General features: G+C 70.3%; 19 protein-coding genes and 1 pseudogene. 6 read left to right on the top strand and 14 right to left on the bottom strand.

What is annotated here, in order from left to right:
* Positions 1 to 23: 23 nt before the first annotated feature.
* On the bottom strand, positions 24 to 1,301 hold the full coding sequence (locus ACTWP9_RS16160) for a DUF6986 family protein (protein WP_443246846.1): 1,278 nt from the start codon (positions 1,299 to 1,301) through the stop codon (positions 24 to 26).
* Positions 1,302 to 1,684: 383 nt separating this feature from the next.
* Between ACTWP9_RS16160 and ACTWP9_RS16155 the strand changes: the two genes are divergently transcribed.
* A complete protein-coding gene (locus ACTWP9_RS16155; RefSeq protein ID WP_443246845.1) occupies positions 1,685 to 2,134 on the top strand; it encodes a subtilase-type protease inhibitor in 450 nt (149 codons plus the stop codon).
* A 91-nt stretch (positions 2,135 to 2,225) separates the two neighbouring features.
* Here the strand turns inward: ACTWP9_RS16155 and ACTWP9_RS16150 are convergent, their stop codons facing one another.
* The 3 genes from ACTWP9_RS16150 to ACTWP9_RS16140 form a co-directional block, all read right to left on the bottom strand.
* The gene (locus ACTWP9_RS16150; protein ID WP_443246844.1) at positions 2,226 to 3,188 is read right to left on the bottom strand and encodes an electron transfer flavoprotein subunit alpha/FixB family protein; all 963 of its coding nucleotides are present in this window, start codon (positions 3,186 to 3,188) and stop codon (positions 2,226 to 2,228) included.
* Between the two features lie 84 nt (positions 3,189 to 3,272).
* Positions 3,273 to 4,064, bottom strand: a complete 792-nt coding sequence (locus ACTWP9_RS16145) for an electron transfer flavoprotein subunit beta/FixA family protein (RefSeq protein WP_443246843.1) — start codon at positions 4,062 to 4,064, stop codon at positions 3,273 to 3,275.
* A gap of 228 nt (positions 4,065 to 4,292) precedes the next feature.
* Positions 4,293 to 4,655 (bottom strand): TlpA family protein disulfide reductase, encoded by a 363-nt coding sequence (locus ACTWP9_RS16140; protein WP_443246842.1) that lies wholly within the window; start codon positions 4,653 to 4,655, stop codon positions 4,293 to 4,295.
* Positions 4,656 to 4,770: 115 nt separating this feature from the next.
* Here ACTWP9_RS16140 and ACTWP9_RS16135 point away from each other — a divergent pair, with 115 nt between their 5' ends.
* Entirely contained in the window at positions 4,771 to 5,490 is a 720-nt protein-coding gene (locus tag ACTWP9_RS16135) for a lysophospholipid acyltransferase family protein (protein ID WP_443246841.1), read from the top strand.
* Positions 5,491 to 5,837: 347 nt separating this feature from the next.
* On the opposite strand, the pseudogene ACTWP9_RS16130 reads toward ACTWP9_RS16135, so the two are convergent.
* From ACTWP9_RS16130 to ACTWP9_RS16110, 5 genes and pseudogenes are all read right to left on the bottom strand, one after another.
* Positions 5,838 to 6,017: pseudogene (locus ACTWP9_RS16130) on the bottom strand (hypothetical protein); the annotation flags it as partial.
* Between the two features lie 14 nt (positions 6,018 to 6,031).
* The gene (locus ACTWP9_RS16125) at positions 6,032 to 6,613 is read right to left on the bottom strand and encodes a transglutaminase-like domain-containing protein (RefSeq protein WP_443246840.1); all 582 of its coding nucleotides are present in this window, start codon (positions 6,611 to 6,613) and stop codon (positions 6,032 to 6,034) included.
* 79 nt (positions 6,614 to 6,692) lie between these two features.
* Complete coding sequence (locus ACTWP9_RS16120) at positions 6,693 to 7,799, bottom strand: threonine aldolase family protein (protein ID WP_443246839.1); 1,107 nt, start codon at positions 7,797 to 7,799, stop codon at positions 6,693 to 6,695.
* Positions 7,778 to 8,569 (bottom strand): SDR family NAD(P)-dependent oxidoreductase, encoded by a 792-nt coding sequence (locus ACTWP9_RS16115; protein ID WP_443246838.1) that lies wholly within the window; start codon positions 8,567 to 8,569, stop codon positions 7,778 to 7,780. The genes ACTWP9_RS16120 and ACTWP9_RS16115 overlap by 22 nt, the downstream gene beginning before the upstream one ends.
* 53 nt (positions 8,570 to 8,622) lie before the next feature.
* Positions 8,623 to 10,038 carry a DUF6421 family protein gene (locus ACTWP9_RS16110; RefSeq protein ID WP_443246837.1) on the bottom strand — a complete coding sequence of 472 codons (1,416 nt, stop codon included), beginning with the start codon at positions 10,036 to 10,038 and terminating at the stop codon, positions 8,623 to 8,625.
* 246 nt (positions 10,039 to 10,284) lie between these two features.
* On the opposite strand from ACTWP9_RS16110, the gene ACTWP9_RS16105 reads away from it, so the two are divergent.
* Complete coding sequence (locus ACTWP9_RS16105) at positions 10,285 to 10,968, top strand: glycerophosphodiester phosphodiesterase (protein WP_443246836.1); 684 nt, start codon at positions 10,285 to 10,287, stop codon at positions 10,966 to 10,968.
* A gap of 108 nt (positions 10,969 to 11,076) precedes the next feature.
* Here the strand turns inward: ACTWP9_RS16105 and ACTWP9_RS16100 are convergent, their stop codons facing one another.
* Positions 11,077 to 11,631, bottom strand: a complete 555-nt coding sequence (locus ACTWP9_RS16100; protein WP_443246835.1) for a GNAT family N-acetyltransferase — start codon at positions 11,629 to 11,631, stop codon at positions 11,077 to 11,079.
* Between the two features lie 41 nt (positions 11,632 to 11,672).
* Here ACTWP9_RS16100 and ACTWP9_RS16095 point away from each other — a divergent pair, with 41 nt between their 5' ends.
* A complete protein-coding gene (locus ACTWP9_RS16095) occupies positions 11,673 to 12,065 on the top strand; it encodes a VOC family protein (RefSeq protein ID WP_443246834.1) in 393 nt (130 codons plus the stop codon).
* A 6-nt stretch (positions 12,066 to 12,071) separates the two neighbouring features.
* Here the strand turns inward: ACTWP9_RS16095 and pdxR are convergent, their stop codons facing one another.
* The gene (gene pdxR, locus ACTWP9_RS16090) at positions 12,072 to 13,583 is read right to left on the bottom strand and encodes a MocR-like pyridoxine biosynthesis transcription factor PdxR (RefSeq protein ID WP_443246833.1); all 1,512 of its coding nucleotides are present in this window, start codon (positions 13,581 to 13,583) and stop codon (positions 12,072 to 12,074) included.
* Between the two features lie 28 nt (positions 13,584 to 13,611).
* Here pdxR and ACTWP9_RS16085 point away from each other — a divergent pair, with 28 nt between their 5' ends.
* Together ACTWP9_RS16085 and ACTWP9_RS16080 are read left to right on the top strand one after the other, a co-directional pair.
* The gene (locus tag ACTWP9_RS16085; protein WP_443246832.1) at positions 13,612 to 14,226 is read left to right on the top strand and encodes a LysE family translocator; all 615 of its coding nucleotides are present in this window, start codon (positions 13,612 to 13,614) and stop codon (positions 14,224 to 14,226) included.
* A 49-nt stretch (positions 14,227 to 14,275) separates the two neighbouring features.
* A complete protein-coding gene (locus ACTWP9_RS16080) occupies positions 14,276 to 14,974 on the top strand; it encodes a B3/B4 domain-containing protein (protein ID WP_443246831.1) in 699 nt (232 codons plus the stop codon).
* A gap of 10 nt (positions 14,975 to 14,984) precedes the next feature.
* Here ACTWP9_RS16080 and ACTWP9_RS16075 read toward each other — a convergent pair whose 3' ends face one another.
* From ACTWP9_RS16075 to ACTWP9_RS16065, 3 genes are all read right to left on the bottom strand, one after another.
* Entirely contained in the window at positions 14,985 to 15,233 is a 249-nt protein-coding gene (locus ACTWP9_RS16075; RefSeq protein ID WP_443246830.1) for a hypothetical protein, read from the bottom strand.
* Complete coding sequence (locus ACTWP9_RS16070) at positions 15,230 to 15,535, bottom strand: hypothetical protein (protein WP_443246829.1); 306 nt, start codon at positions 15,533 to 15,535, stop codon at positions 15,230 to 15,232. Before ACTWP9_RS16070 ends, ACTWP9_RS16075 begins: the two co-directional genes overlap by 4 nt.
* 215 nt (positions 15,536 to 15,750) lie before the next feature.
* Complete coding sequence (locus ACTWP9_RS16065; RefSeq protein WP_443246828.1) at positions 15,751 to 16,986, bottom strand: acyl-CoA dehydrogenase family protein; 1,236 nt, start codon at positions 16,984 to 16,986, stop codon at positions 15,751 to 15,753.
* Between the last annotated feature and the right edge of the window lie 63 nt (positions 16,987 to 17,049).

The following is a 17,049-nucleotide window of genomic DNA, read 5'->3' as shown; positions in this document are numbered from 1 at the left end:
CGGCCGCCCGGGGTTCTGGTGGGTCAGCGGCCGGCGAGCCGGTCGAGCGCGGCGCGGTCCAGGCCGGAGACCTCCGTGACCTCGGCGGTGTCGAGCGCGCCGCAGTCGAGGCCGCGCAGCAGATAGCCGCTGAGGGCGCGCGCTGTCGCGGGCTCGTCCATGACATCGCCCCCGGCCCGGCCCACATAGGCGGCGAGCCGCTCGCCCGCGCGTCGCATGCCCTCGCGGTAGAAGGCGTAGACGGCGGCGTAGCGGGTGGGCAGGTGGCCGGGGTGCATGTCCCAGCCCTGGTAGTAGGCGCGGGCGAGCGAGCGCCGCACCAGGGAGTGGTGGAGCCGCCAGGCGTCGTGCACCTGCGCCCGGTCGCCGGTGGGGACGATGTTGGTGGAGCCGTCGGAGAGCCGTACGCCGGTGCCCGCGGCGGCCACCTGCATCACGGCCTTGGCGTGGTCGGCCGCCGGGTGGTCCATCGCCTGGTAGGCGGCGGAGACCCCGCACGAGGCGCTGTAGTCGAAGGTGCCGTAGTGCAGCGAGGTGGCGCGGCCCTCGGCGGCGTCGATCAGCCGGGCGACGGTGGCCCGGCCGTCGGCCCCGAGGATCGACTGGGTCGTCTCGATCTGGATCTCGAAGCCGATACGCCGCATCTCCAGACCTCGCGCCTTCTCGAACTCCTCGCACAGCCGGACCATCGCGGTGACCTGCTCCGGATAGGTCACCTTGGGCAGGGTGAGTACCAGTCCGTCGGGCAGCCCGTCCGCCTCCATGAGTCCGGTGAGGAAGATGTCGAGCGTACGGATGCCCCGGTCGCGGACGGCCGCCTCCATGCACTTCATGCGGATGCCGGCGTACGCGGGTACGGGCCCCTCGGCGCCCTCGGTGAAGGCGTCGGCGATCAGTTCGGCGGCCCGGACGGCGGCGGCGTCCTCCTCGTCGTCGGGCCGGGCGCCGTAGCCGTCCTCGAAGTCGATACGCAGGTCCTCGACGGGTTCACGGCGCAGCTTTTCCCGGATACGGGCATGGACCGGCCCCGCCAGTTCCTCGTCCATGCCGAGGACCCGGGCGAGCGCTTCGGCGTCGGGGGCGTGTGCGTCGAGCAGCGCTCCTGCGGCCTCGCCCCACTCCCGTACGGTGCCGGGCGTAACGGCGTCGGCGGGCACATAGACGGTGTGCACCGGTTGCCGCGTGCCCGGGTCACCCGGGTAGCGCCGGGCGAGTTCGGCGTCCACCGGCGCGAGCAGCTCGGAAACCCCTTCCAGTGCGCCGCTCCCCAAGCTGGTCCCGACCGTCCGGCCCTGCGCCATCTGTACTCCCTCTACCGCTCTCCGAGCAGGCATCAACAAAACGTTGAAGCCAGTGCCGTGACGCTAATGGCGGCCTGACCAGCCAGTCAAGGGTTCCCCGTACGGTCCGCACACCGGGACCGCCGCAGGGGCGGCGAGCGGCTGGAACCACGGTTTCCGGTCGTCGTGGAGCGTCGAGGATCAAGCCACGCAGGCCGAACACGCGCCCCACAAAAGGGTGTTGCAGCAGGTGGCGACGGCGCGCAGTTATCACTTCGCGCCACTGATTCAATGCGAAACGTTACCGAAATATAGGGTGCCGATGTGCTTTATCCCGACGGACTCGGCAAACTCACTTTCGCCGATAGATCCGGCACTTACCTCAAAGCGGAAGGAAGCACACAATGCGGAAGACCGCACCCTGGCGCACCGTCCTCACCACGGCGGCTGCTGTCACGGGGGCCGTCAGCGCCCTCGCGCTCACGGCAGCACCTGCCCAGGCCGCACCTGCGAAAGCCACCTCGCTCTACGCACCCTCGGCCCTGGTGCTCACCATCGCGGACGGTGAGAGCTCCGCGACCACGGCACCCCAGCGTGCCGTCACGCTCGACTGCATGCCCGGGCCGTCCGGCACCCACCCCGCCGCGAAGGAAGCCTGCACCCAGCTGCGGGCCTCGGGCGGGGACTTCGAAGCTCTGGTCGGCGACGCCGGGAACACGTACTGCACCAAGGAGTGGCGACCCGTCGTCGTGACCGCCCAGGGCGTGTGGGAGGGCAAGCGCGTGAACTACGAGCGCGTCTACGCCAACAGCTGCATGAAGAAGGTCGCGGGAGCTTCCGTTTTCGCCTTCTGACCGGGGGCTGCCTGCGGAGCTTCTGACAAACGCCGAGGAGCCCCGCACCGACGTACCGGTGCGGGGCTCCTCTCCGAGCTCTCGGAGAGCGTCAGCCCTTGCGGGTCTTGATCTCTTCGGTCAGCTGGGGGACGACCTCGAAGAGGTCGCCCACGACGCCGTAGTCGACCAGGTCGAAGATCGGGGCCTCGGCGTCCTTGTTGATGGCCACGATCGTCTTCGAGGTCTGCATGCCGGCGCGGTGCTGGATGGCACCGGAGATGCCGGTGGCGATGTAGAGCTGCGGCGACACACTCTTACCGGTCTGGCCCACCTGGTGGGAGTGCGGGTACCAGCCGGCGTCGACCGCGGCACGGGAGGCGCCCACCGCGGCGCCCAGCGAGTCGGCCAGGCCCTCGATCAGCGGGAAGTTCTCGGCGCCGTTGAGGCCACGGCCGCCGGAGACCACGATCGCGGCCTCGGTCAGCTCGGGGCGCCCGGTGGACTCGCGCGGGGTGCGCGAGGTGACCTTGGTGCCGGTGGCGGCCTCGCCGAAGCTCACCGAGAGCTGCTCGACCGCACCGGCGGCGGCGGATGCCTCCGGGGTGGCCGAGTTGGGCTTGACGGTGATGACCGGGGTGCCCTTGGCGATCCGGGACTTGGTGGTGAACGCGGCGGCGAAGACCGACTGGGTGGTCACAGGCCCCTCGTCGCCGGCCTCCAGGTCGACCGCGTCGGTGACGATGCCGGAGCCGATGCGCACCGCGAGGCGCGCCGCGATCTCCTTGCCCTCCGCGGAGGAGGGGACCAGCACGGCCACGGGCGAGACGGACTCGTAGGCGCCCTGGAGCGCGTCCACCTTCGGAACGACGAGATAGTCGGCGAACTCCGGCGCGTCGGCGGCCAGTACCCGGGTGGCGCCGTACTCGCCGAGCGTCTTGGCGGCGTCCTCGGCGTTCGGGCCGAGGTGCACGGCGACCGGGTCGCCCAGCCGGCGGGCGAGGGTCAGCAGTTCGAGGGTGGGCTTACGGACGGCGCCGTCCACGTGGTCGACGTAGACAAGGACTTCAGCCATGGGGTGCTCTCCTGCGGAAGATCAAAGTGAGGTCGGAGGGAAGAGGGGCGCCGGGTCCGGAGGAACTTCCGGCGCCGGGCTGCCTTAGACGAACTTGCGCTCCGCGAGGAAGGCCGCAAGCTGCTTGCCGCCGTCGCCCTCGTCCTTGACGACGGTGCCTGCGGTGCGCGGCGGGCGCTCGGTCACGTCCTCGACCTTGGTCCAGGCGCCCTCCAGGCCGACCTCCTCGGCCTCGATGTCCAGGTCGTCCAGGTCCAGCGACTCGACGGGCTTCTTCTTGGCGGCCATGATCCCCTTGAAGGAGGGGTAACGCGCCTCGCCCGACTGGTCCGTGACGGAGACGACGGCCGGGAGCTGGGCCTCCAGCTGCTCGGTGGCGGCGTCACCGTCGCGGCGCCCGGTCACCTTGCCGTCCGCCACAGAGACCTCGGACAGCAGCGTCACCTGCGGCACGCCCAGCCGCTCGGCGAGCATCGCGGGCAGCACGCCCATCGTGCCGTCGGTGGAGGCCATACCGCAGACGACCAGGTCGAAGCCGGTCTTCTCGATGGCCTTGGCCAGTACGTACGAGGTGCCGAGCGCATCGGTGCCGTGCAGATCGTCGTCCTCGACGTGCACGGCCTTGTCCGCGCCCATGGACAGCGCCTTGCGCAGGGCGTCCTTGGCGTCCTCCGGGCCGACGGTGAGCACGGTGATCTCCGCGTCGTCGACCTCGTCCGAGTCCGCGAGCTGCAGCGCCTGCTCGACGGCGTACTCGTCCAGCTCGGAGAGCAGGCCGTCGACCGACTCGCGATCAGTGGTCAGGTCCTCCGCGAAGTGCCGGTCACCGGTGGCGTCGGGCACGTACTTCACACAGACAACGATCCTCAAGCTCACGCCGGCTCTCCTACTGCTTCGACTTACGGGTTCCGGTCCGGTGGGACCGGGCGTCCGTCCACAATATTACTCGTCAGTACATCCAGCACGTGCCCCGTTCTCAATACCGCCGAGGTGTGACGTTGCCAACGGGGAGAGTGAACAGCCCAACTCCATCACGCGGGACGGTACGAAGCGAGTGCCGCGGAGCGGGATCTGGATCACGCGGGCGGTCCGTGCGGTGGGGGTTCACGCGATGGCGAGGCCCAGGGCAGCGATGACATCCGGCTTACGGGGCCGGCCCGTGGCTCGCTTCACGATGCGCCCCTCGGCGTCGAGGACGAGAACCGTGGGCGTACCTGTGACGCCCAGCGCACGCACCAGGGCCAGCTGCTCCTCCGCGTCGATCTCGATATGGGCGACGCCGTCGACCATGGCGGCCACCTCGGAGAGGATGCGCCGGGTGGCGCGGCAGGGCTGGCAGAAGGCGCTGGAGAACTGGACGAGGGTGGCCCGCTCCCCCAGACCGTCCACGGCACCGAGCGCCTCGGCGCTCACCAGGTCCGCCCGGCCCGCCCGCTCCGCCACGAAGTCCTCCATTCCCGGGTCCATAGGGACAAGTCTGCCGTGAGGGTAGCCAGGAGCAACGCTTTGGGGAACGATCGGCCGGAGTCGGAAGTTACGCACCCGTAAGTACCGGCATCCCGAGACGAAGGGTTCCCCCGACGTGGCAGATCTCCTCTACCCGCCGGTGATCGGTGCAGCGCGAGCGTGGTTCAAGGCTCTCGACCTGCGCTTCGACATCCGCGGCACCGCCCATGTGCCTTCGAGCGGCGGCGCCGTACTGGTGAGCAACCACATCAGCTATCTCGATTTCGTCTTCACAGGGCTGGCGGCCCGCCCCGCCAAGCGTCTGGTGCGGTTCATGGCCAAGGAGTCGGTCTTCCGGCACAAGGTCTCCGGACCGCTGATGCGCGCGATGAAGCACATACCGGTGGACCGCTCGCGCGGCGAGGACGCGTACGCGCACGCGCTCAAGGCGCTGCGGTCCGGCGAGGTCATCGGCGTCTTCCCGGAGGCGACCATCTCGCCCTCCTTCACGCTCAAGGAATTCAAGACCGGCGCTGCCCGGCTGGCCCAGGAGGCGCGGGTGCCGCTGGTCCCGATGGCGCTGTGGGGTACGCAGCGGCTGTGGACCAAGGGCCACAAGCGGGACTTCGGCCGCAACCACTTCCCCGTCAGCATCCACGTCGGCGAACCGGTCGAGCCCGGCCAGGAGGAGTCGGCGCTCAGCGTCACCGAGCGGCTGCGGGAACGGATGCACGAGCTGCTGGAGGCCGCCCAGCGCGCCTACCCGGCCACCCCGCAGAACGCCGCCGACGCCTGGTGGCTACCCGCCCACCTGGGCGGCACGGCCCCCACACCGGCCCAGGCCCAGGCGCTGTAGCCGGATCTTGCGTACCCGGCAAGGGGAGCCGCGCCCCGTCAGGGGCGCGGGGAACTGCGCGACAAGCCACAACTCACCGGCAGCCCGCGGACAACGGACAGAGGCACCCCCTCACCGGAACAACGGAGAGGACCGCCCGGCACATCCGCGGGACCGCAACCTAGCGCCCCGCATCCGCCAGCACCCGCGTCTCGACCTTCACCGCGCGCTCCAGCCAGTCCCTGCTGACGAGGTCGAAGACCTGGTGGGAGGGCTTGGCAAGCAGGTGCTTGACATTCTCCTGAAGCGCCGTGCTTCCGGTCGAGCAGGACGCGGACGAACCGGGTGAGGTGGAGATGGCAGATCACCCGCATCCGGACCAGTTGCCTGGAGCGGCTGTCCCAGATGGCGAAGGCGTACATGCCGTTCAGCCGCTCGGCCAGGGCAGGGTCCCACTCCAGGTAGGCGCGGAGCACGACCTCCGTGTCCGAGTCGGTGCTGAACCGGTGGCCGCGGCCGGTCAGTTCACGGTGCAGCTCGGTGTAGTCCGCGGGGCACCGGATTACAGCGCCGTATCCAGCAATTGCCACAGCTGTGCGGGGTACGTGGCCTGCCGCAGCGCGCGTAGGACGACCGGGTGCGGCTCGGCGTAGAGCACCGGATAGTCGCACTCGCCCTTCTCCGGCCACACGGAGAAGGCGAGCTGCTCACGGTCCAGGCTGAACTGGGCGTTCACCCCCGGCTTGTTGCCCCGTGCGTCCTGCCGTACCCAACGCCGTGACCCTGGGAGCCGCAGCGCGATCAGTCCGTGCAGCACGTTCAGTTTCTGGTAGCAGAAGCCCGCCGGGATGCCTTCCGCGCGCAACAGGGCCACCAGAGCGTGGGACTTGGCGTGACAGATACCGACCCGCTGGTCCAGTACGTCGGAGGCACGCCAGGTGATGCGCCAGTCCCCCACATCGGCGGAGTGCGGGATGGTGTCGCGGACGAACTCGTAGGCGGCGCGGGCGTATGCGGCCAGATCACCGTCCGTCCCGGTACTCAGCCGGGCAGCCGTTTCGCGGACCAGCGGATGGGTGTGGTCGACGACATCGTCGGCGGCGAGGTAGGCGGACTCGTCAGCGGTGACGGGAGTGAGCATCATGCCGCGTCAGCGTACGGCGCAGCCCGCCGTAGCTCAATGGAATTACGGCGGGCTGCATAAATATTCAGAGCGCGAGGCGTTAGCGGGCCATCTCCTCGCGGAGTGCGGCGAGGAAGCCGTCGACGTCCTGCTCGGTGGTGTCGTACGAACACATCCAGCGCACCTCGCCCACGGACTCGTCCCAGAAGTAGAAGCGGTAGCGCTTCTGGAGGCGTTCGCCCACATCGTGCGGCAGGCGCGCGAAGACGGCATTGGCCTGCACCGGGTAGCAGATCTCCACCCCGGCCACTTCCCGGACGCCTGCGGCGAGCCGCTGCGCCATGGCGTTGGAGTGCCGTGCGTTGCGCAGCCACAGATCCCCCGACAGCAGCGCCTCCAGCTGCACCGATATGAACCGCATCTTGGAGGCCAGCTGCATCGACAGCTTGCGCAGATGCTTCATATGGCGGACCGCGTCCGGGTTGAGCACGATGACGGCCTCGCCGAAGAGCATGCCGTTCTTGGTGCCGCCGAAGGAGAGGATGTCCACGCCTGCGGCGTTGGTGAACGCGCGCATCGGAACGTCCAGCGCCGCCGCCGCGTTGGCGATCCGCGCCCCGTCGAGGTGGACGAGCATCCCGCGCTCGTGTGCGTGCTCGCACAGGGCACGGATCTCCTCCACCGTGTAGAGGGTGCCGAGCTCGGTGTTCTGGGCGAGGGAGACCACCTGTGGCATGGCGCGGTGCTCGTCGTCCCAGCCGAACGCCTCCCGGTCGATCAGCTCGGGGGTGAGCTTGCCGTCCGGGGTCGGCACGGTGAGCAGCTTGAGGCCGCCGACCCGCTCCGGGGCACCGCACTCGTCGACGTGGATGTGTGCGGTGTCGGCGCAGATGACGGCGCCCCAGCGGTCGGTCAGCGCCTGGAGCGCGACGACATTGGCGCCGGTGCCGTTGAAGACCGGGAACGCCTCGGCACGCCGGCCGAAGTGGCTGCGGACGACGGTCTGGAGGTGTTCGGTGTACTCGTCGGCGCCGTAGGAGGACTGGTGACCGCCGTTGGCCACCGCCAGCGCCGCCAGGATCTCCGGATGCGCACCCGCGTAGTTGTCACTGGCGAAGCCACGGACCTCCGGGTCGTGCCGACGCCTGGCATCGGTGGCCGGCGCCGACCCGGACGCGGGTCGGTTCAGGTGTTGGGCGTCAGCCACAGGCGGGTTCCGTTCAGCTCTTCGGCGGGCTTGTTCCAGGTGTCGACAATGGCCTTCGCGAGGTCCTTGACGTCCGTGAAGCCCGCGAACTTCGCGTTCGGCCTGTCGGCGCGCATCTGGTCGTTCACCAGTGCCTTCACCACCAGGATGACAGCGGCCGCCGGTGGCCCCTCCGCACCCCCCGCCTTGCGGAAGGAGTCGCCCAGCGCCAGCGTCCACGCCTCGGCCGCCGCCTTGGACGCGGCGTAGGCAGCGTTGCCCGCGGTCGGCTTGCTGGCGCCCAGCGCGCTGATCAGCAGGAACCGGCCGTCTTCCGCGCGCTTGAGCGGGGCCTCGAAGGCGAGCGAGGTGTGCTGGAGGGTGCGGACGAGGAGATTGTGCAAGGTGTCCCAGTCGGACAGGTCGGTCTCGGCGAACGAGGCCGAGCCGCGCCAGCCGCCGACCAGGTGCACCAGACCGTCGATACGGCCGAACTCCTTCTCCGTCTTGTCCGCCCAGGCCCGGGTCTCCTCCAGGCTGAGCAGATCGACGGTGTCGCCGGTGACGGTGGCTCCCCCGTGGGCGAACCGCGCGGCGTCCACGGCCTCCGCCAGGCGCTCCGCGTCCGCATCACAGGCCACCACGGTGGCGCCCTCCTCGGCGAGCTGCAGCAGCGTGGCCTGGCCCGCGGGCCCGGCCGCTCCCGCGACCGCGATCACGCGGCCCTGGAGGTCACCCTCGCCGTCGCCCTCGTAGCCGCGCTCTGTCGTTGTGTCCGTGATGCCCGTCATCTCCGTCGCCTCCTCGCGCTCCTGCCCTCCGCTGTGCCCTTGGGGCGACCCGCTCATGCGGCGGTGGCCTGGACCGGGTCGGCAGCGGTGATGCCCTGAGTCGATGCGATCACACTCCGGAGCTTCTTCGCGAGGGCTTCATAGAACATGCTGAGCGGAAACTCATCAGGCAGCACCTCGTCCACCAGCTTGCGCGGCGGGAGCGTCAGGTCCAGCGCTTCCGGGCCCTTGGCCCACGTCGAGCCGGGGTGCGGGGCCAGATAGCGGGAGACCAGCTCGTACGCCTTGAACCAGTGGACGATCTTGGGCCGGTCGATGCCTGCGCGGTAGAGCGTCTCGATCTCCTCGCGCAGCGCGACGGTGACCTCGCGGGCGCGGTCCCAGTCGATGGACAGCCTGTTGTCCCGCCAGCGCAGTGCCTCGTGCTGGTGCAGATAGGCGAAGAGCAGCTGTCCGCCGAGGCCGTCGTAGTTGCGCTTGCGCTCACCGGTGACCGGGAAGCGGAAGAGCCGCTCCAGGATCATCGCGTACTGCACGTCGCGGCCCTGCGGGTAGCCGTCGGCCTCCAGCTTCACCCCCTCGTGGAAGGCGGTGAGGTCGCAGCGCAGCTCCTCCAGGCCGTACATCCAGAACGGCTGCCGCTGCTTGATCATGAAGGGGTCGAAGGGCAGGTCGCCATGGCTGTGGGTGCGGTCGTGGACCATGTCCCACAGCACGAACGCCTGCTGGCAGCGCCCCTGGTCGGCCAGCAGTTCCTGGGCGTCCTCGGGGAGTTCGAGGCTGGTGACCTCGCAGGCCGCCTGGACGACGCGGCGGAAGCGCGCTGCCTCGCGGTCGCAGAAGATGCCGCCCCAGCTGAAGCGCTCGGGCGCCTCCCGCACGGCGATGGTCTCCGGGAAGAGTACGGCGGAGTGGGTGTCGTAGCCGGAGGTGAAGTCCTCGAAGGTGATGCCGCAGAAGAGCGGGTTGTCGTAGCGGGTGCGCTCCAGCTCGGCCAGCCAGTCGGGCCAGACCATCCGCAGGACGACGGCCTCCAGATTGCGGTTCAGGTTGCCGTTCTGCGTGTACATCGGGAAGACGACCAGATGCTGGAGGCCGTCGGCGCGGTTCTGCGCGGGCTGGAAGGCGAGCAGCGAGTCGAGGAAGTCCGGCACGCCGAAGCCGTCGTCGGCCCAGCGACGCAGGTCGGTCACGAGGGCACGGTGGTAGTCGGCGTCGTGCGGCAGCAGCGGGGAGAGTTCCTGCACGGCGGCCACGACGCGCTCCACCTCCTCCCGCATCTCCTGGCGGGTGGGTGCGCCCTCGGCGTCGAAGTCGATGGAGCCGTCCTTGGACTGCGCGGGGCGTACGGCCTCCACGGCGGCCTTCAGCGCCCGCCAGGCGGGGTGCGCGGCCACACTCTCGACGGCTCCGCCCTCGGACGGCGAAACACCGCCCCGAGCGGGCGCGGGCGAAAGAATTTCCGTCATGTTGACCCCTCCACAGGAGAAACTCGCGTAAGGAAACCGTATACGTGAGAGCGTCCCCTCTCAAGGGGAGAGATCAAGAGATTATCCTGCGCTCTCCCACTCAGGCCGCTGTTTTTCCTGTGATCTGCGGCCGATACCGCTGCCCTTTCCAGTCCTCCCGGGGTTCCCACGGCCTCCGGCGGCATGCGGGGCGCAGACCGCTAGTCTGGCGATCAACTGCCGTCCCGCACGAAAGCGAGAGCGCCCGTGCCACTGCTCACCGTCGGACACCGTGGAGTGATGGGCGTCGAGCCCGAGAACACGCTGCGCTCCTTCGTCCGCGCCGAACGCGAAGGGCTCGACGTCGTCGAACTCGACCTGCATCTGAGCAAGGACGGCGAGCTGGTGGTGATGCACGACGCCGATGTGGCGCGTACGACCGACGGCAGCGGCCCGATCAGCGACTTCACCCTGGCCGAGCTGCGCGAGCTGGACGCGGGTCAGGGCGAGCGGGTGCCGGTCTTCGACGAGGTGGTGGACGCGGTCGGCAGCCCGCTCCAGGCGGAGATCAAGGACCGCGCCGCGGCGCGGGTGCTCGCCGAGACCATCGTGAGGCGGGGGTTGCAGGAGAGGGTCACGGTGATCTCTTTCCACGCGGAGGCGCTGCGCGAGACCCGCGAGCACCTGCCGGACATCCCCCTCGTGCTGGTGGCGGGGCGCTCCTCGCCCACAGCGCCGGAACGGGCCCAGGAACTGGGCGCGAGGATGATCTCCCTGGAGCTCCAGCACGTGGACGCGGACATCGTGCGCAGGGCGCACGACGCCGGGATCCAGGTCATCAGCTGGACCGTCAACACCGATGAGGAGCTCGCGCGCGTGCGCGAGCTGGGGCTGGACGGGGTCGTCACGGACATGCCGGCCGTGAAGAGGGCCGTCAGGCGTCTGGGCTGAGCCCGTCGGGGATTCTGCTCCCCCAGCCGGGAGACGCCCCCAGGCCCTCGCCATCGTGGGTCTCGCCATTGCGGCGGGAAGCGGTGGGGGCTCAGCCCGCGCGCTCGGTCACTCGCCCAGCGGCTTGACCAGCAGCTCGAAGGCCAGGTCGGCGCGCTGGGGGATGCCGAAGCGCTCGTCCCCGTAGGGGAAGGGGCTCAGCTCGCCCGTGCGGGTGTAGCCGCGGCGCTCGTACCAGGCGATCAGGTCCTCACGTTGCCGGATCACCTGCATCTGCATCTGAGTGGCGCCCCACTCCGCACGCACCGTGCGCTCCGCCTCGGCCAGCACGGCGCGGCCGACGCCGCCGCCCTGGAGCAGCGGGCTGACGGCGAACATGCCGAAGTACGCCTCCGCGCCACGGTGTTCGAGCTGGCAGCAGGCGATGACGGCGCCGTCCCGTTCGACGACCAGCATGATGCTCTTCGGGTCACGGACCACGGCGGCGACCCCCTCAGGGTCGGTGCGCCGGCCGTCCAGCAGATCGGCCTCTGTGGTCCAGCCCGCACGGCTCGCTTCGCCGCGGTAGGCGGACTCCACGAGCTCGGTCAGGGCGGGGATGTCGGCCTCGACGGCGCGGCGGAAGGTCAGGGGCAGCTCGCCCCGCTGTGCGGTGTCGCTCATGTCCGCCGACCCTATCCGGAGCGCGGAACTAGAGTGCGGGCATGGTGCACGTACTGAGCAGCCGGGTACTGCTGCGGCCCACCGATCCGGACAGGTCGCGGGCCTTCTACGGCGACACACTCGGACTGGAGATCGCTCGCGAGTTCGGTACGGGGCCCGAGCGCGGCACCGTCTACTTCCTGGGCGGCGGCTTCCTCGAGGTCTCCGGGCGGAGCGACGAGCCGCCCACTCCCACCCTCCAGCTCTGGCTCCAGGTCGCCGACGCCGACGCCGCGCACGAGGAGCTGCGGGCGGCGGGAGCGGAGATTCTGCGGCCGCCGGTCAAGGAGCCCTGGGGCCTGATCGAGATGTGGATCGCCGACCCGGACGGCCACCGCCTCGTACTGGTGCAGATTCCCGCGGACCATCCGCTGCGTTACCGGCCGGGGATCTGACTCGGGTCAGGGAGCGCTGGTCAGCAAGGAGGCGACCAGGGCGATGCCTTCGGCGATGGCGGTGGGGGTGGCGGCGGCGTAGCCGAGGACGAGTCCGGGGCGGTCGGGCCGCTGGGTGTGCCAGGACAGGGGCTGGGTCTTGACCCCGTGCGCGAGGGCGCGGGAGGCCAGCGTGGTGTCGCTGACGCCGGGCGGCAAGGTGACCATCAGGTGCAGCCCTGCCGCGGCGCCGTGCACGCGCGCGTACGGCAGGTGTGCGCGGATGGCCGCGATCATGGCGTCGCGGCGGGCCCGGTGGCGGCGCCGGAGCAGCCGTAGCTGGCGTTCGAAGGCGCCGGACTCCATCAGCCGCGCGAGCACCAGCTGTGGCAGCGCGGCATTGCCGAGGTCGGCGAAGCGTTTGGCGTCGGTCAGCGCCTCACGGTAGCGGGCGGGTGCGAGCAGCCAGCCGACGCGGAGGGCGGGCGCGAGGAGTTTGGAGACGCTGCCCGCGTAGCAGACGTGCTCCGGCGCCATCGCACCGAGCGCCGCAACCGGGGCCCGGTCGTAGCGGTGTTCGGCGTCGTAGTCGTCCTCGACGATCAGGCCGCCCTCCCCCGCCCAGCGCACCAGCTCCCGGCGGCGCTCGCCGCCGAGGACGACGCCGGTGGGGAACTGGTGCGCCGGGGTCAGCAGCACGGCGCGCGCCCCGGTGGCACGGAGCGCGTCGACCCGTACGCCTTCGGAGTCCACGGGCACGGGCGGCGTCGCCAGTCCCCAGCTGTGCAGATGCTGGCGGGTGCCGAGGGAGCAGGGGTCCTCGACGGCGAGCCTGTCGGTGCCTTCGGCACGCAGCACCTGCGCCACCAGGCCGAGCGCCTGCGCGGTACCGGCGACGATGATGAGGTGCTCGGGCTCCGCCGTGATGCCCCGGTTGACCCGCAGCCAGCCGGCGACCGCGCGGCGCAGCGCGAGGGTGCCGCGGGGGTCGCCGTATCCGAGGTCGGAGGCGGCCAGTTCGGCCAGCACGGCACGTTCGGCCCGCAGCCAGGCGGTGCGGGGGAACGCGGCGAGGTCCGGCAGCCCCGGCGACAGGTCGATACGCGCGTGCGCCGCGCGGAACGCGTCGAAGACATCGGCCCCGGGTGGTACGTCGAACAGCCCGGAGGGTGCAGGGGGACCGGCGGCGGTAACGGTGGCAGCCGTGCTGTGCGCCCCGTTCAGCGGGGTGGTCGCCACCACGGTGCCCGCTCGGCCCCGGCCCACCACATGGCCGTCCTCGACCAGACGGCGGTAGGACTCGGTCACCACGCCCCGCGACACCTTGAGGTCGGCGGCCAGGACGCGGGTGGCGGGCAGCCGGCTGCCGGTCGGCAGCCGGCCGTCGGCGATGGCGCGCCTGATCTCGCCGACGAGCCAGTCCGACAGCCCGCCCCGGGGTACCCCGTCGGCGCTGAGCTGGAGGAAGTCGGAGGCCGCCGGTGCGTCGGAAGCCCCCTTTACGGTCCAGTCGAACGAAGATCCTTTGGCTCTGTTCACAGGCCCATTGTGCCGAGAGGGTCAAGGCATGGAGTTTCTGCTGACCACCCTGGTGATCGTGGTGACCCCGGGCACGGGCGTCCTGTTCACGATCGCCGCCGGGCTCTCGCACGGCAGGCGGGCGAGCCTTGTGGCCGCCCTCGGCTGCACGCTCGGCACTCTCCCGCAGGCGCTCGCCGCCATCACCGGCCTCGCCGCGCTGCTGCACACCAGCACGATGGCGTTCCAGATCCTCAAGTACCTGGGCGTCGCCTATCTGCTGTGGATGGCCTGGAGCACGCTGCGGGACAAGAGCGCACTGACGGCGCAGGACCCGGACGACGCGGCCGGGAGGGCTCCGCGCACGGCGTCGAGGGTCGTCGTGTCAGCCGTACTGCTCAACGTCCTCAACCCGAAACTGACGCTGTTCTTCGTGGCGTTCCTGCCGCAGTTCGTACGCGAGGACGATCCGCACGCCGTGCTGCGTATGACGGAACTGAGCGCCGTGTTCGTGCTGCTGACCCTGGTGGTCTTCGCCGGCTACGGACTGGCGGCGGCAACCATGCGCGAGCACGTCATCTCCCGGCCGCGGGTGGTGCGGTGGATGCGCCGGGTCTTCGCCGGTACGTTCGCCGCACTCGGCGCCCGCCTCGCCTTCTTCTGACCGCTCCGGCCCTGCCGCCGGAACACCGAGCCCCGGAGAGAACACCACCATGCACTTCGCCCACTCCCCGCAACTGTGGCGGGACTTCCCCCGGTTGGTGCCCGGCGTCCTGCACGCCAAGGGCATCACGGCCGGAGCCTCCGTCGACGACCCTGTAAGGCAGCTGTGCGCACGGGCGGCGGCCCGCAACGCCGAGGGCGCGGGCCAGGAGAGCGGGCTGCCGCAGATCCAGGCGTGGCGGCGGGCCTTCGCGGAGCTGGGAGTCAAGCCGACCCAGTACCGCTGTGCCGCCGAGTCGCTGCTGCGCCGCTTCCGCAAGGAGGGAGCGCTGCCGCAGATCCATCCGCTGATCGACCTGTGCAACGCCGCCTCGCTCGCCTTCGCGATCCCGGTGGGCGTCTTCGACCTGGGGCGGATCACCGGCGACCTGCGGGTACGCCATGCCGACGGTGACGAGGTCTACGAGACCTTCGCCGGGAGCGAGGAGCATCCCGAGCCGGGCGAGGTGATCTTCGCCGACGACGCGCGCCGGGCCCACGCCCGCCGCTGGACCAACCGGCAGAGCGGCCACTCCGCCGTACGGGAGGAGACCGGCGAGGTGCTGATCGTCGTCGAGGCCCTGCATGAGACAGCCCCGGGTGAGGTGGCCGAGCTGATGGACGTACTCGCCGACGCACTGCGCATGCACTGGGCTGTCACCCCGCGCTCAGCCGTCCTCACCCGGCAGGCTCCCGGCTTCGAGGTGTAGTGCCCTCCCGTCAGCCGACGACGTCGACGAGGGTGACTCGTCCGGTGTGGTCGCTGATGAGGAGGATGGTGAGGGCGCCGGGGAGGGTGGCGCAGCGGATGCGGACCGGCCCGTCGGTGTCGAGGCCGTAGCGCTGCGTGGCCGTGTCGGGGTCGTCTTCCAGCTGCGGGATGAGGTTGAAGAAGGCGAACTGCGCTTCGGTGGGTAAGGCGGCGATGAGTTCCAGGGCATGCGGGTCGCGCTCGAAGTGCCAGGTCACGCCGCGCTGTGCCCTTGCTGCTGCCTCATCTGCTGCTCCCACTGTTCCCAGGCGGCTTGTGATCGGGGTGTCTCACGGTACTCGGGTGGGAGCTGTCCGTCGCCGTGTTCGGTGCATCCGCGAAGCCGTTCTGCGTGGGCCAGGGCTTCCTGCAGCCGTTCGACGTGCTGCTGCCAGCGGGCGATGGTCTCGGGGAGTTGGTCGACGGGGGTGAGGTTCACATCCCGCCAGAACTGCTGCCGCTGGTCGGGATGTGGGAGCGCATGGGCGAGGCTGTCGATGGTCCACGGCTGGTCGCTCACGGCCGGCCTCCCGCCTTGATCAGTTCATGGTGCGTGATTCCCCGATGAGACACGAGGTTAGCGCGGGGGCGGGGTCCGGCGCACAGGCGTGGGCACATACGTCGAGGCATCTGCGCGTCCGGCAGGCGTAAGGAGGGGCCCTCGCTCCTCGGCCGGGGGCCCCTCCTTACGCAGCTCCTTACGCAGCGGGTCTGCTTGCACCTCCAGGGCTTCCCTCAGCGGATCGGCATGCCCGACAGGGTGCGGGCTATGACCAGGCGCTGGATCTCGCTGGTGCCCTCGAAGATGGAATAGATCGCCGCGTCCCTGTGCATCCGCTCGACCGGGTACTCGCGTGTATAGCCGTTGCCGCCGAGGAGCTGGATGGCCTGGGCCGTCACCTTCTTGGCCGTCTCGCTGGCGAACAGCTTGGACATGGAGCCCTCGGCCGACTCGAACCTGCGGCCCGTCACGCCCATCCAGGATGCCCGCCACACCAGCAGCCGCGCGGCGTCGACGCTGGTGCGCATGTCGGCCAACTGGAAGGCGACGCCCTGGTTGTCGATGACGGGGCGGCCGAACTGCTCGCGGGTCTTGGCATATTCGAGCGCGACCTCGTACGCGGCACGCGCGGTACCGACCGCCATGGCGCCGACGGCGGGGCGGGACGCCTCGAAGGTGGCCATGGCCGCGTTCTTGATCCTCTCCCCGCTCCCCTTCTCCGCACGCTCGCGGGCGCGGGCGAGGCGCTCGTCCAGCTTCTCCTTGCCGCCGAGCAGGCAGTGTCCGGGTACCCGGACGTCGTCGAGGACGACTTCGGCGGTGTGCGAGGCGCGGATGCCGTGCTTCTTGAACTTCTGGCCCTGCGCCAGACCGGGGGTGCCGGGCGGGACGATGAAGGAGGCGTGCCCCTTGGAGCCGAGCTCGGGGTCGACGCCGGCCACGACGACATGGACATCGGCGATGCCGCCGTTGGTGGCCCAGGTCTTGGTGCCGTTGAGGACCCACTCGTCCTTGGCCTCGTCGTAGACGGCGCGGGTGCGCATGGAGGCCACATCGGAGCCGGCGTCCGGCTCGGAGGAGCAGAAGGCGGCGACCTTCACGTCGTTGGCGTCGCCGTACATCTGCGGCACCCAGGTGCCTATCTGCTCCTCGGTGCCGTTGGCGAGCACTCCGACGGCGGCAAGCCCGGTGCCGACGATGGACAGTGCGATGCCCGCGTCCCCCCAGAACAGCTCCTCCATGGTCATGGGGATACCGAGTCCTGTGGGGTCGAAGTACTGCTGTGCGTAGAAGTCGAGCGAGTACAGCCCGATCTTGGCGGCCTCCTGGATGATCGGCCAGGGGGTCTCCTCGCGCTCGTCCCATTCGGCGGCTGCGGGGCGCATCACATCGGCCGCGAATCCGTGGAGCCAGTCCCGGACTTCCTTCTGGTCGTCGTTGAGATCCAGTGCGAACTCGGTCTCGGCCATCGTCGCGGTCCTCCGCCTGTCTGAGAAGCTCGTTACCATCGGTAATCCGCAGTCTGTTACCCG

Origin of the sequence: Streptomyces sp. 3N207 (assembly GCF_052246355.1) — a bacterium.
Taxonomy (GTDB): Bacteria; Actinomycetota; Actinomycetes; order Streptomycetales; family Streptomycetaceae; genus Streptomyces.
Note: the sequence above shows the minus strand (reverse complement) of the source record. Positions and strands in the feature narration are given on the sequence as shown.